Source organism: Cupriavidus sp. UME77 (assembly GCF_014170355.1).
Taxonomy (GTDB): domain Bacteria; phylum Pseudomonadota; class Gammaproteobacteria; order Burkholderiales; family Burkholderiaceae; genus Cupriavidus; species Cupriavidus basilensis.
The window spans coordinates 191,693-205,480 of sequence record NZ_LZZU01000090.1 but is presented as its reverse complement, the minus strand read 5'-3'; the positions used below and the strand labels follow the sequence as shown (position 1 = coordinate 205,480).

13 protein-coding genes and 1 pseudogene are annotated in these 13,788 nt (G+C 59.4%); 10 read left to right on the top strand and 4 right to left on the bottom strand.

Going from position 1 to position 13,788, the window contains the following annotated elements; genetic code table 11:
• Positions 1-186: 186 nt before the first annotated feature.
• Positions 187-423 (bottom strand): annotated as a pseudogene (locus tag A9975_RS38400) (SgcJ/EcaC family oxidoreductase); the annotation flags it as partial.
• 125 nt (positions 424-548) lie between these two features.
• Complete coding sequence (locus tag A9975_RS34660; protein WP_183036672.1) at positions 549-1,490, bottom strand: LysR family transcriptional regulator; 942 nt, start codon at positions 1,488-1,490, stop codon at positions 549-551.
• A gap of 139 nt (positions 1,491-1,629) precedes the next feature.
• Here A9975_RS34660 and A9975_RS34655 point away from each other — a divergent pair, with 139 nt between their 5' ends.
• On the top strand, positions 1,630-2,856 hold the full coding sequence (locus A9975_RS34655) for an FAD-dependent monooxygenase (protein WP_183036671.1): 1,227 nt from the start codon (positions 1,630-1,632) through the stop codon (positions 2,854-2,856).
• Between the two features lie 467 nt (positions 2,857-3,323).
• Positions 3,324-3,692 carry a DUF1484 family protein gene (locus A9975_RS34650; RefSeq protein WP_183036670.1) on the top strand — a complete coding sequence of 123 codons (369 nt, stop codon included), beginning with the start codon at positions 3,324-3,326 and terminating at the stop codon, positions 3,690-3,692.
• Between the two features lie 111 nt (positions 3,693-3,803).
• On the opposite strand, the gene A9975_RS34645 is transcribed toward A9975_RS34650, so the two are convergent.
• Together A9975_RS34645 and A9975_RS34640 are read right to left on the bottom strand one after the other, a co-directional pair.
• On the bottom strand, positions 3,804-4,202 hold the full coding sequence (locus A9975_RS34645) for a hypothetical protein (RefSeq protein WP_255504213.1): 399 nt from the start codon (positions 4,200-4,202) through the stop codon (positions 3,804-3,806).
• Positions 4,203-4,245: 43 nt separating this feature from the next.
• Positions 4,246-4,479 carry a hypothetical protein gene (locus A9975_RS34640; RefSeq protein ID WP_183036669.1) on the bottom strand — a complete coding sequence of 78 codons (234 nt, stop codon included), beginning with the start codon at positions 4,477-4,479 and terminating at the stop codon, positions 4,246-4,248.
• Between the two features lie 344 nt (positions 4,480-4,823).
• Here A9975_RS34640 and A9975_RS34635 point away from each other — a divergent pair, with 344 nt between their 5' ends.
• The 8 genes from A9975_RS34635 (at position 4,824) to A9975_RS34605 (ending at position 13,784) form a co-directional block, all read left to right on the top strand.
• Positions 4,824-5,192, top strand: a complete 369-nt coding sequence (locus A9975_RS34635) for a hypothetical protein (RefSeq protein WP_183036668.1) — start codon at positions 4,824-4,826, stop codon at positions 5,190-5,192.
• Positions 5,193-5,600: 408 nt separating this feature from the next.
• On the top strand, positions 5,601-7,241 hold the full coding sequence (locus A9975_RS38395; RefSeq protein ID WP_255504212.1) for a type VI secretion system Vgr family protein: 1,641 nt from the start codon (positions 5,601-5,603) through the stop codon (positions 7,239-7,241).
• Positions 7,238-8,179 (top strand): DUF2345 domain-containing protein, encoded by a 942-nt coding sequence (locus A9975_RS38390; RefSeq protein WP_370565967.1) that lies wholly within the window; start codon positions 7,238-7,240, stop codon positions 8,177-8,179. The genes A9975_RS38395 and A9975_RS38390 overlap by 4 nt, the downstream gene beginning before the upstream one ends.
• Before the next feature lie 8 nt (positions 8,180-8,187).
• Positions 8,188-10,191: a zinc-dependent metalloprotease family protein gene (locus A9975_RS34625; RefSeq protein WP_183036667.1), complete on the top strand. Its 2,004-nt coding sequence runs from the start codon at positions 8,188-8,190 to the stop codon at positions 10,189-10,191.
• The gene (locus A9975_RS34620) at positions 10,146-11,120 is read left to right on the top strand and encodes a hypothetical protein (protein WP_183036666.1); all 975 of its coding nucleotides are present in this window, start codon (positions 10,146-10,148) and stop codon (positions 11,118-11,120) included. The genes A9975_RS34625 and A9975_RS34620 overlap by 46 nt, the downstream gene beginning before the upstream one ends.
• A 5-nt stretch (positions 11,121-11,125) precedes the next feature.
• Positions 11,126-12,244, top strand: coding sequence for a hypothetical protein (locus A9975_RS34615; RefSeq protein ID WP_183036665.1), 1,119 nt, complete (start codon positions 11,126-11,128; stop codon positions 12,242-12,244).
• Between the two features lie 5 nt (positions 12,245-12,249).
• A complete protein-coding gene (gene tssL / locus A9975_RS34610) occupies positions 12,250-13,485 on the top strand; it encodes a type VI secretion system protein TssL, long form (RefSeq protein ID WP_183036664.1) in 1,236 nt (411 codons plus the stop codon).
• A gap of 17 nt (positions 13,486-13,502) precedes the next feature.
• Positions 13,503-13,784: a PAAR domain-containing protein gene (locus A9975_RS34605; RefSeq protein WP_183036663.1), complete on the top strand. Its 282-nt coding sequence runs from the start codon at positions 13,503-13,505 to the stop codon at positions 13,782-13,784.
• The last annotated feature ends 4 nt before the right edge of the window (positions 13,785-13,788 follow it).

Here is a 13,788-nt window from a genome sequence, read left to right as displayed (position 1 = left end):
CCCTCGTCCGGCAATGGCAGTGAGATCATTATTGGCGATATGGGGTGGGAACGCCATGTGGGGTGAATCTGGATCTGGGGTGGGGTGGCGGCGGTGTGCGTGGTGGGAGTGCGTGGAAGGGGATTCTTTTTTAGTGCACTGCACAATGATTGTTTCGTTCCTGCAATTCACTTGGCGATGCCGTCGTTACGGGGTCACTGCAGTTTCCGCTGCCAGCAGGTTTGCGTCGCGGGTAAGTCGCCAACGGCCGTCTGGGTCTTTGCGCAGGATGGTCAGCGTGTAGCCGGAGCGGTGCATGGCTGGGCTGCCGTCGGGCGGCGTTACGGTCATGCGGATGTGGTTGCGGAGATAGGCCTAGTTGCCTAGGACTTGGACTTCCTGGATGTCGTAGGTGCGACTACGGAAGTTCGGAGCTGAGTCGGATCGATCGAGCGCTGGCCGGCGACGAACTTCCGAGTTCGGCCAGAAGCGGACGTTGAAAAAGTCATGCCGAGCAACTGCTTACGCTCCGAGAAATTCCACTTTGAGCCCGGCGCGCCACTTCGGTCCTAAACCGTCCCACGCGGTCTGGGGTCCATGGGAAGGCTCGCCGATCCAGCCAACCGTACCTGTATCAATTCCAGCAGCGCCCGAACACGCGCAGTCACGGAATGGCGATGGCTGTATGCCCCCAACAATTGCAGGGGGGCGGGACACAGATCCAGTGGTACCTCCTGCAATCGGCCCGTAGCAAGGTCTTCCTGGCAGGGATAGGCCGCCACAATCGCGAAGCCGATGCCTTGGCGTGCGCCTGCCACGGCCAATTCCCCGCTGTTGACGCGGTAGCGGCTGCGTACCGGCACTTTGACGATTTCGCCTGCTGCGTCCTGAAACTGCCAGGGCTGGCCCTTCAGCGCACTGAGGGTGGTGATACAGGGCAGAGACTTCAGCTCGCGCACGTGGCGTGGCATGCCGGTCCTAGCCAGCAAGGAGGGTGCAGCAACCACGATACTGGGCAGTATGGCGAGTTCGCGGGTGATGAAGGCACTGTCCTCCTGATGGCCCCGGTGGAAGACGATGGAAAGGTCAACGTCCTCTCGAAGCACTTCCAGTCCGGTCATCCGGGTATCGCATTCCAGCTCGATGCCTGGATGGAGGCTACAGAATTCGGCGAGGATGGGAGCCAGCAGCCTTGGCGCTTCGCCGGGCATGCACATTTTCAGAGGACCACGCAGTTCGCGCTGTACCGCACCAAGCTCTTCCTGCGTAGAGAGCAGAGTATCGAGCAAGGGCTTGGCGCGTTCGTAGAGCAGTCGACCGGCTTCCGTCATACGCAGGTGGCGGGTGCTTCGCTCCAGCAGGCGCACGCCGAGTCTGCGCTCCAGCGCAGCGACATGGCGGCTGACGTTGGACGAGGGGATGGCCAACAGACGCGATGCGCCAGCAAAGCTCTGCTCATCAACAACTGCCGTGTAGACACGGACCGTATTCAGATCGAGTCCATCGCGCATTGATTATCCCGTTTTAGGTATGAAATCCTTCCATTTTTACACGCTAGTTCTCTTTAATGACGAAATCTAAGATGCCATTTTGCACGATGCGAAACGGTGAGCCGTGCATCGGGCACCGTATGGACAGGAGAGATTCAACGTGGAAATTGGAATACTTGGCGGCGGCATCGCGGGCCTGAGCGTGGCATTGGCCTTGCGCAAGCAGGGTTACAACCCTCGGGTCTATGAGCGCCGAGCGGAGCCGGCAACCCTGGGGGCCGGCGTGACGCTTTGGCCCAATGCCAGCTTTGTGCTGGAAGAACTGGGGCTATTGCAAGACATCGACGCCATTGGTGGTCGACCGCTAACAATGCACCGCCAGGATGCTGTGGGCAATGCATTGGGAGGCCTCGATATTGCCTTGCTGGACCGGACGATGGGATACCCGACCTACACGGTGCTACGCCGGCACTTGCAGGAGGTGTTACTAGATCATGTAGCCCGGGCCAGGATACCGGTGGAGTTCGGACACCGGGCGGTGCGGATTGAGCTGGATGCCAATGGCAGGGCTGTGGCCCATTTCGAGAACGGTGCGAGCATCCGCCCGGATCTGCTCATTGGCGCCGACGGCCGCATGGATTCTGTGGCGCGCAAGTTTGTCGCGGGTGACAACACACCTGTCTATCAGGGCTTCGTGAACTGGATTGGCGTAGCTCAGGGGCAGCATGCGTTAGTGGACGATATTTCGATTCAGGATTTCTGGGGGGCGGGCGAGCGCTTTGGTTGCGTCGCGATTCGACCCCAACTGGTGTATTGGGCTGCGGCCCAGGCTCGGCCCCTATCTGAAGCCATACCGACCGCAGATATACGCAAGGAGGTCGAAGATCTGTTCGCGGAATGGCCCGAACCGGTCTCGCATATCATCCGTGCCACGCCCGCAAATGCCATCCGGCTGATTGCGGTGCATGACCTGGAGCCGCTGCATACATGGAGTCGGGCAAATGTACTGCTGGTTGGGGATGCCGCACACGCGCCATTGCCGACGTCGGGGCAAGGGGCCTGCCAGGCGTTGGAGGATGCGTGGCATTTGGCCCGGTGCCTGAATGGCGCAAGCGGCTGCCTAGATGAGGCCTTTCGGGCATTCACGAAGATCCGCAGCCCCAAAACTGCAAAGCTAGCGGAGCAAGGTCGGGGCTTTGCACGCGGGCTGTTCGCCACCGATCCTGAAACCTGCCGCATGCGCAACGAGCGGGCCAAGGCGTCCGATCCTGTGCGTGACGTGCAGGTCTTGGCCGCCGCATGGGGACAGGGCCTACCAATGCCAAGCTGCACCGACAGCACGCCAGCGCAAGGGGGGGGCTTCGGCAGCCTGTACCGTATTGAATGACGTGCGCTAGATGTCCTTCATCGGGTTTTATGCAAACGTTTCTTTCAATCCATCCAGTCAGCTCGCATGCAGGCATCTGCCGGTAAGCGCTGCATAGCAAACATTGGTTATTGAAACTCGAACGGCGGCAACGGGCGACTACGGAAGTTCGGTGCCGAGTCAGGGCGATCGAGCGCTGGCCAACGATGAACGTCCGGGTTCGAACCCGGACGTTGACACGTCGCTTCCCTTCAATTCAAAACAGGCATCAGCGCAGGGCCGGCAAGCGACCGCTACAAGCGCCATCGCGCCGATCACGTGTCCGGATGCAGAAGTCGTCCACAGCGCAAGTCCGCTCCGGATTGACATCCTCCCCAAACCTCCCCGACAATCCTCACTCACCTCAAACAAAGGTGACCAGGAGTGGAAACCTGCGAAAGCATAGGCGACCAGCCGCCGCACGCGGCTAATTTTTCTATGGAATCGCAATGTCCAACTCCTCCGCTCACATCGACCAGTCCATCCCCTCGCAGTACCTCGAGCGCACGCTCACCCTCTCCCGGCAATCCGACCTGCTCGCCGACCTGATCCGCATCACCTTCCCAGCAGACACCCCCACAAAGCTAAGCGTCCAGGAACTAGCGTACCAACTAGACGCGTTGCGCAACGACGCCCAAGGCATCGCGCAGGAAAGCTGTGCCGACTTGCTACGCGTTAGCGCAGGCCTTGGCTCCGTTCTGAGATTGCTGGATTACGACAGTGACGAGGTAGAAGACAGCCACGGGTTGCACTGCTTGCTGACGCCGTTGAAGCAGCAGTTGGATGCGGCTTTGAACCGGGTGCAGGGGTTGCTTTGAGGTAGGGGGAGGAGGGGCTGCATAGGTTCGGCGCGTGTCGCTCCTGTGCCCCCTCCCAAACTGTCGGTTCACGGCTGTCATTCCACGAACGGAAGCAGGCGCCTTCGCTCGCTACGGGAGTCTAGCCCGTAGCCAGTCCCAACGTGTCGGGGGCAGTGTTACATAGCCCTTACCATCGCGCGCGCCGATGTCATACAGCACATGGTCGTGAAACCAAAGTAGGCGCGGAGCGTCGGGGTCAAGGTACGTGCGTTCTGCGAGTAATTCATCGCTACGCGCAGCATAAAGGCGAAACAAAGTTCCATACTCAGGCGCCAAGTAGCAAGTTTCACCGATGTAGTCGCCAGAATGCTCCCGTTTGCATTCGTGCGCCGTTGATCTGTCTCTAGCATCCAAGCCATAGAGAACAAGAAATACAGCAGCGGCGGCGAGCGCCGCCAGCCTGATCGCCGAACGTAGCCGAGGTTCGGCTTTGCGAGGCTCGGCTTTGATTTTGGTGTCTATTTTCATAGATCGAACTCCACAACAAGCGGATCTTGACGGGCGCGTTCAGCTATTCGCGAAACGCCAGAATCGTCTTTCGATGCGCGATGTCGGCGGGTGCATAGGCGCCTTCGGTTTTGGCGGTGTGGGCGGCGATGGGGCGGTTGCGGAGGAGGGTGGCAGGGTGTCCCGTAGGAAGTGAGAACGCTTCCACATCCTCAATGGTGCAGCATGCCGGCTCGCGCCTGAGCACCCACAGTGTGCTGAATGAACCGAACGGTAGCCGCTTTTCTGATCGTTTCATAGCCGCCCTCATCGCCAAATTTCTCATCGTATTTCGTACTTGTCCGATTGCGGCATAGCGTTTCTCGCTGCACGATACCCTCCTGGTATTTATGAAAATCACTTGCGGATCGGTGCGCCAGCACTGGCGCAAGGTACATCAGGTTCAAGCCTCATGGCCTTGCGGATCTTGCAACTTCACCTGCAGCGGAGCGTTTTCGCATGGGTATTCGTTTGCCATCGGCTTCCAATCGTACTGTCCGCGTGGTGGGTCCGGGCATGCCAGAAATCCTTGGGCGACCCGATCCTATATTCAGACCGGATGGTCTTGGATCTTTTCAATCCGATCATAGTGGAGTTTGAGCTATGATGCGCCTCGTTAAATTTCTGGCTAAGTTGCTGGTCATTCTCGTGGCTCTGGTTAGCTCGCTGATTTATGGCTGCAACGCGCTGAACCGATCAGCCCGGTATCAATGCGAGCAAGAACGTTCCCCTACAGGCCAATACCTAGGTGAAACCTGCTTTCTGCCACGCGAGTACGGCGCGCTATTCCGCCTGTATGAAGCGCGCACTGGGGAGTTACTGGCCGAGCGCACATATATTGAACCTGAACCGCACAAAAATTTGATTTGGAATCCAATTTTCGTGCAATACGATTTGGGGGCGACCGAAAATAATGGCGTCGTGGACCTACCGCCGACCTGGCTGGATCGCGTAAGGGCGAAATTGCCGTAGATCTGCATCTGGTGCGCTGAGCTTAGCGCCCTCGATGTGGGGCTCATCCTCAATCCACCCAAGTTAAGCCTCAGCAAGCCTTGTAGGCGCCATGTCGATGAGGTTTGTGGCGAGGCGGACGTGGCTTAGCGCGATCCGGTCGCACGCGATGGGTAGCCGAATTGGCGGCATGCTTGTTCGCAGTGCCATCCAAGATCTCTGCAATTTCCGCATTACTGCGAATTGTCTGGGTTCAATTCCAGAATAGTCTCATAGACACCCCCGTTTCCAAGCCGATAGGCTTGTGAAGCTAAATGCATCGGAGTAGCGGATTTTTTTCGGGAGCCCAAGTCACGTAAGGTGGCCGGGTTTTTTTCGCGTTGCGTCAGGAATGCGCCGAGGGCGCCTGACATCACGGAGCTTACTTGCATGGGTAACCGCTTGCCGCTCTTTTCTCGTACCGTCACCGTGTCCGGTGAGGGGTTGCCGGAACTGATGGGACAGCCGCTGTTATTGTTTTCCCGCATATCCGGTACTGAGGGCATTAACACCCTTTTCGAGTACGAACTGGAGTTAAAGACCCCCGACGACCGCAATGCCCTTTACGGCCCGGCAGGCGACCTTGATATGGAAGCCATGCAGGGCAAGGAACTCACCGTCAGTATTGAACTGGACGGATCTGGCACCGGCCAAGCCGGTGGCCTGGGTCAGGGCACGCGGGAAATCACCGGCCTCGTCACCGAAGTTCGGGGGCCGTTCTATGACAACGAGCGCATTCTGTACCGGTTGACCCTGCGTCCGTGGCTGTGGCTGGCAACACTGACGAGCAACTACAAGCGGTTCCAGAACATGACCGTATTGGAAATCGTCGAAGCGGTACTCAGCAACTACACCTTCCCCGTCGAGCGTCGCCTGCTGGATAGCCAATATCCTCAGCGCGAATATCAATTGCAGGCCGGTGAAACCGATTACCAATTCGTGCGGCGCCTGCTCGCGGAATGGGGCATATCGTTTTTCTTCGAGCATTCAGATGGTCACCACCGCCTGGTGCTGACCGATGGCAACGGGGCTTTCAAGGTCATTCCCAGTGCCGCGTATCACACCATTAGCTGGTATCCATCCTCTGACCGGGTTGACGAAGAACACCTCTATCAGTTTGAGGCGCGCGACCGGTTGATCACCGGCAAATGGACGCACGGAGATTACGATTTCAAGCAACCGCGCGCTGACCTCAACGTGTCTGCCGAAGATCCGCGCGACACCAGCCATTCGACCTACGAATTGTTCGACTGGCCGGGTGACCACGCCGAGCCCATGGGCGGCAAGCAAGCCCGCGCCGAGGGCGACATGCGGGCGCGCATCCGCATGGAAGCCATCCGGCAGCATGGACACCGTGTGCGCGGCAAGGGGAATGTCCGCGCGATGGCGCCGGGCAATACGTTCACGCTCGCGCGCTCCCTGCGCAGGAAGTCCAACTGCGAGTACCTGATTTTCGATACACGCCTGCTGATCGAGGATGTGGGCGAGTTCTCCGGCAGCGGCCAGCAATGGCGCTGCGAGGTGGAATTCGAGGCACAGCCGACCCGCGAGATGTTCCGGCCCGAATGGGTCAAGAAGCCCCACATCGGCGGCACGCATGTCGCGAAGGTCACCGGTCCGGCCAATCAGGAAATCTGGACCGACAGTTTCGGTCGCGTGCGCTGCGAGTTTGCCTGGGACCGCTACGGCAACAACGACGAGAACAGTTCCTGCTGGATTCGCGTCGCCAATTTTGCGTCGGGAAGCCGCTTCGGCAACACGCACCTGCCGCGCATCGGACAGGAGGTCGTTGTGGCCTACCTGGGCGGCGATCCGGATCGGCCGATCATCGTCGGGGTGGTGAACAATCAGGAAAATCTACCGGCGTGGAACCTGCCGGATCAGCACGCGCTGTCCGGCTACCAGAGTAAAGAGTTATTCGGCGAAGGCCGCAACCAGACGCTTTATGACGACACGCAGGGCCAGCAGCAGGTGCAGGTCGCCTCGGCCCACCAGAACAGCCGCTGGCGCTCGGCCACAACGTCCGCGTGAACGATTGGCAGGGGCGCAAGGAAAAGCGCGGCGAGGGCTTCGAGCTGCGCACCGATGACAAGGGGGCCATCCGCGCAGACGGGATGCTGATTACCACCGAGGCCCGACGCAAGGCAGACGGCCATGTGCTGGCAATGCAGGAAACGATCCGCCGGCTGGAACAGGCACTGGCCGAAGCCCGCAACGTGCTGGATGCCAGCGTGGCGGCACTCGCGCAGACCGATGAACAGAAGAATGTGGCGCAGGCCATTGCCGAACAGAACGACGCCATCAAGGGCACAGGCGAAGCGCTGGGCGAACTGTCACAGCCGATGATGGTCATGGCGAGTCCTGCCGGGATCGCCAGTACGACACCGAAGACCACACACCTGCACAGCGGCGACCATACGGCGCTGACCACCGGCAAGCATTTGTCTATTTCTGCGGGTCACAGCATTGTCGGCAGCGCGGCCAAAGGTGTCTCGCTGTGCGGCCATACCGAAGACGTGAAGCTGATCGCCCGCAAGGGCAAAGTCGCGGTGCAGGCGCAAGACAACGAAATGGAAGTCGTGGCGCGCGACACCCTGAAGGTCACCAGCACCGAAGGCAGGATCGAAGTCACCGCCGCCAAGGAGATCGTGTTCAACGTTGGAGGCACTTACTACCGCATGACGCCCAGCGGCATCGAGAGCGGCACCAGTGGCGCATGGACGGTTCGCGCGGGCAGCAAGCAATTGACCGGCCCGAAGACTGCCAGCGTGCCGATGCCGAGCTTCGGCAAAGGTTACGAGGGCTTCTACAAGCTGCATTGGGATGGCACTGACCACCTTGCACCGCACCAGTCGTACCGCATTACGCGCGCCGATGGCAGCCTCATCGAAGGCGTGACCAATGCGCAGGGGGAGACTGCGCTCAAGCTAGCCGAGTTCGGCGAAACCGTAAAGATTGAAATTATATAAGACCGCTTATGGCAACCCATTCCACACATCCTTCGCAAAAGCCGCCCGCAACAACGCCCGCGCAGCCTGCATCGTATCCGGAGTTGACCCTCAAGCCGGGCGGCGCGGTGTGCAAGGTGGCGATACCGCTGCGCCCATTGCGCATCTATTTCCAGCTGTTTCCGGGTATCTCCCGGACTGAAGCCGAGCGCGGGTTGGCTGGCCTCAGCTACAAACTGCGCATCCCTGGACAAACGGATAGCGAAGGCACGACAGAGGCCAACGGCAAGATTCTCTTGCCGGGCCTGCAACCTGGCATCACAGGCGAACTGGAGATTCTTGGCACGCTGATCCAGTTGACCGCGCGTGACTACAGCGATGACGAGAAGACCGACGGCACAACGACGATGGGCATCCAGGGTGCCAAGCGTCGCCTGATGGTGCTGGGTTACTACGACAAGCCTTATCGGTCCGTACGTCCCGGGCAAGTGGCTGTGTCGCAGATTCCCGATGACAAGTTGGACCACATCGAAATCGAGGACGCGATCCTGCGCTTTCAGGTGGACAGTGGCTTTGAGCCCAATGGCGAAATTGAGCGGCACGAACTCGCCGATAGCAAGATCGATCCGTCGCAATCGTTTGGCTTTCACCGCGATCTCACTGGCTCGAGCGTCAAGCAGTTTCACCCCGACTTCGTCGCCAAGCTGGCAGCGGGCGGCGGCAGCGCCCCTCCGGGCACCATGGAGCCATGTACCGTCCCGCCTCCGCCACAACCGAAAAACAAAGGCACAGTCGGATCTGCCAAGCCGGGACCGTCGCCAAAACCGCTGGCACGCGAAATCTACGATGGACACCGGTTTGTACCGGTGCGTTTCGTGCGGTACAACGAATCGACCACCTTTCATCCGGGCAGGCCCGAACTGGACGAGCGCGGCTACCGGGAGCATGACGGGCCAATCGTGAGCCTGATGGCTGGACAGAGAATTGACCTGTTGCTGCTGCGCCTGCATGTCGGGGCAAGCGTGCCGCTGAGCTTCGTCAGCACGGATGAGAGCACGGTCAAGATCAGTCAGGCGACGGGTGACTTGATCGAACTGTCAGGGGTACGTGGCGGAGAAGCAGCGTCTCCACGAACGGCCAGTATTGAAGTGCGCTTCGGCAGTTCCACTGGGCCACTACTGCACACCCTGGCTGTGCAGGTCTACGACCCCATCAACGTTGCTGTGGCGGTGCATTTTGTGTCTATTGGGCAGGCCGGCAGGCCGGAGATTCCACGGGTTCCTCCGTCCCTTCAGCGTCCAAAGCTCGAACCCATCTTCAACAAGATCAATGACATCTGGCGGGCAGCGGGGATTCGCTTTGAGGTCGAGCAATGGCTGAATGACACCATCGACTTGACGCAGGCAGGGGCGATGACCGTCAAGCCTGCCAAAAACGGGCAACCTGCGGTGAACGAGTTCCCCGCGGTGACCAATCTGAATCGCAAGGCGAGGCATCTGAACATGTATGTGGTGGAATCCACAATCGGTAGTGGCATTGGCTGGGGGCTTTGCAATACCGCCCTGGTGGCCGCCGAGCAGATGCATGGCGGCCAGCCTTCCAGTCAGGATCAGCTCATCCAGACGTTCGCCCACGAGATCGGGCATTTTCTCGGACTGTGGCACCCCGCAACGCATAACCCCGAGGGGGACGATGTTCAAGTGCAAATTCAAGGCAGGGATGAACGCCACAACCTGGAGGATTTCTGGTCCCGCCGGATGCTGATGTATGTCTATACCGGTTTGAACGGCATCGGTCCACTGGACGCCAATACCCGGCAACGAGGACGGCAACAGGATGTTGGCAATGGCTGGCATGTGGGCGGCAAGATGCTGTGCTGCAAGACGGTGCCGAAGGTTGTGTCAAGCGATCCATTTTCTGAAATTGTAACGGCACGCAGGATCGCACTACTCAACAAGTCTGAATCGTCAACGGAGAAGAAAACGGCATGGTCACCACCGTCCGACAACGCTGGGCAAGGCGTTTTTGCCTGAGTCTGCTGCTTGCCAGCACCATTGCATTGCCACAAACATGGGCTGCGCAAGATCAAGTCATACAGGAGCAACCGAATATGCCTAGCCTGGCACAAATGATCAACCACCGGCAGTGGGATGAAGCTTATGCCTATGTTCGCCGGCAACAGAATGCGATCGTGCCGGAAATCCGCGCTATCGCGGATGACCCAAACACAAGCAGCACCACGAGAGACATTGCCTATAGCTTTCTGCGAAAGGTGCCTACGCTGGAATCAGCTCTTTTGTTGGCGCATGGGCTGGGAGAGGGCGGTAGAGACAACAGCGTATTCGGCCTGATCGAAAACCCCCGTGCCGAGGTCTACCCGATTCTCAAGGCAAAGTTGCAATCACCAAAAGAGGAAGAAAACAAAAACCTTCTACTTACCATGGCACAGATGCCGATGCCACCGGAGCAGCGCATTGCCGACCTGAAGCCCTATGTGGGAGCAAAGGACTATGGAGTGCGGGTCGGCGCGGTCTTCGGCCTCGCGCTGCTGGACGACCCCGGCAGTATGGAGTTGATGGCACGCGCCCTAGGTTCGGGGGTTCGCGGCAAGAAGGAAGTCCCGCTCGTGATCTTCTATCAGTTCCGCGCATGGCGCACGCCGAAATTTGTGCCGGTGCTGATTCCCGTGCTGAACGACCCCATGCCGATCAAGGATATCGGACTGCGCCGCTATAACGCGGATGGCAGCGAATCGGCCATGACGCCAGATGAACTGCGCTATCTACGCGCCCGCGACTACGCGCTGAACATCATTGTCAAGACGCTGAACATCGACGTGCCGTTCAAGATCGAGGACGACGTAACCTATTCCAAGGAGCAACGCGAGTTGGTCAAGCAGAAGCTGCGCGACTTGGGCTACACGGCGACCGATGAGCCTCATCCGGTCACGAACGGAGTCTAAGAAAGATGGCCGCCATGGACCCGCAAGGCATCCCCTCGCCCGAGCCGGCTAACAAACCGGCAGCCGGTAACGATTCGCAGCCGACGCGAGCCGAAGGCGTCAAGCCGACGCCTCGCTGGATTCCGCCGCCGCGAACTCTTGAGCAGCGTATGGTCACCACCGTCCGACAACGCTGGGCAAGGCGTTTTTGCCTGAGTCTGCTGCTCACCTGCACCGTAGCGGTACCACAGGTGTGTGCTGCGCAAGATCAAGTCATACAGGAGCAAACGAATATGCCTAGCCTGGCACAAATGATCGACCACGAGCAGTGGGATGACGCTTACGCCTATGTTCGTCGGCAACAGAATGCCATCGTGCTGGAAGTCCGCGCTATCGTGAGCGATCCAAGAACGAGTAGTACCACAATGGAAATTGCCTACGGCTTTCTGCGGAAAGTTCCCACGCTTGAATCGGCGATGTTATTGGCGCAAGGCTTTAGTCAAGGAGGAGGTCAAGCAAGCGTACTTGGCCTGATCGAGAACCCTCGTTCCGAGGTTTACCCAATTCTGAAGGGGCAGATGCGACCACCTGCAAAAGAAGGCGACAGGGATCTCCTGCTCACGATGGCGCAAATCCCCGTGCCACCGGAGCAGCGCATCGCCGATCTGAAGCCCTATCTAGCGGCAAAAAACTACGGGGTGCGCGTCGGCGCGGTCTTCGGCCTCGCGCTGCTGGAGGACCCCGGCAGCATGGAACTGATGACGCGTGCGCTGGGTGCGGATGACCGTGACGGGAAAAGGGACCCACTCATGATCTTCTACCAGTTCCGCGCATGGCGCACACCGAAATTTGTGCCGGTGCTGATTCCCGTGCTGAACGACCCCATGCCGATCAAGGATATCGGACTGCGCCGCTATAACGCGGATGGCAGCGAATCGGCCATGACGCCCGAAGAACTGCGCTATCTACGCGCCCGCGACTACGCGCTGAACATCCTTGTCAAGACGCTGAACATCGACGTGCCGTTCAAGATCGAGGACGACGTGACTTATTCCAAGGAGCAGCGCGAGCTGGTCAAGCAGAAGCTGCGCGACTTGGGTTACACGGTGACTGATGAGCCCCATCCGGTCACGAACGGCGTGTAAGCAAGATGGCCGACATGGACCCTCAAGGCATCCCCTCGCCCGAGCCGGGCAACAAACCGGCAGCCGGTAACGATTCGCAGCCGACGCGAACTTTTGAGCAGCGTTTCGCCGATGTGCAGCGTGCCCAGAATCCAATATTGGAGGCAGCACGGCGCTTGGTTCGCTGTCTGTGCGACCTACCGGAGCGCATGGCGCCGGCGGAAACGGAACGTCTGCGCGAGTTGATCAACGAAGAGCTCGACACGTTCAAGGCACTGGTCGAGCGCGCCAACGTCAAGCGCGAACATGTCATTGCCTCGCACTATGCCATCTGCACGGCGCTGGACGACGTAGCCTTGCAGCACGAATGGGGACAGGGCTGGTGGGCCAACCACAGTCTGCTGGTTCAACACCACCAGGACAATCAGGGCGGCGAGAAGGTATACCAAGTGCTGGGCCGCTTGGTGGAATCGCCCCACGAGCATATTGCGGTCCTCCAACTGATCTACCATTTGATGTCCCTGGGATTCATGGGGCGTTATCGCGGGATGACCGACGGAGACCGGCAGCATTACACGATTCGGCAGCGCTTGTACGACTTGCTGCTGAAGCACTACGGCCCCGTCCCCAACGAACTGTCGCCGCACATTGAACCCGCGCCGCCGGGGCGCTTTCGCCATCTGTACAGCGTGTCGCCGTGGGCGACGGCTTCGGTGCTTGCCCTAGTTGCCTTGGGGTTGTTCGCTTGGATGAAATACGATTTGCTGCTCAGGCAGAATGAATTGGTGCGGCAGATCGAGGCCATTGGCAGGATGACGCCGCCACCGCTGCCCCAGGCGCTGCATCTGGCCGAATTGCTCAAGGATGAGATCGCACGCGGCGTGGTGGCGGTCCATGACAACGACCGGGACACCACCGTGGTATTCCGGGGCGATGACATGTTCCGTGCCGGTCAGGCTGATGTGAACAAGCGACTGTTGCCAGCGCTCAACAAGGTGGCCAGAGAAATCAACAAGGTGCAAGGCAAGGTGCAAGTGATCGGCCACAGCGACAACCAGCCCATCAAGAGCGTGCGCTTTGCGTCCAATCAGGCGTTATCCGAAGAACGCGCCGCCGTCGTCAGTGAGTGTCTTGCAAGTCAAGGGGTCGCCAAGGGCCGGCTCGAAGCGATTGGCAAGGGCGATAGCGAACCCGTTGGCGATAACAAGACCATCGCTGGTCGCGCTGCAAACCGGCGTGTCGAAGTGGTGGTCACCCAATAGTCGCCAAGCCAATCCAAATGCCAAAGAAACGCATCAAGAAAGGCGATAAGACCACGCATGGCGGCGAAGTCATCCGTGGGTCCGCCAGCGATTTTCTGGACGGCCAGCCATTGGCGCGCCTGGGTGACCTCGTCAGGTGCCCGCTCGGCTACCCGGATGGCCGGCCGCACGGCACTAACAAGATCGTGGAGTCGAGCTCCGGGCTAACGGTCGAAGGCGGCGTCGTGGCATGCGAGGGGGACCGCTCAGAGTGTGGCTGCCAATTGATTGCGAACACCGACACGAGTGCGGGGGCATAGTCAG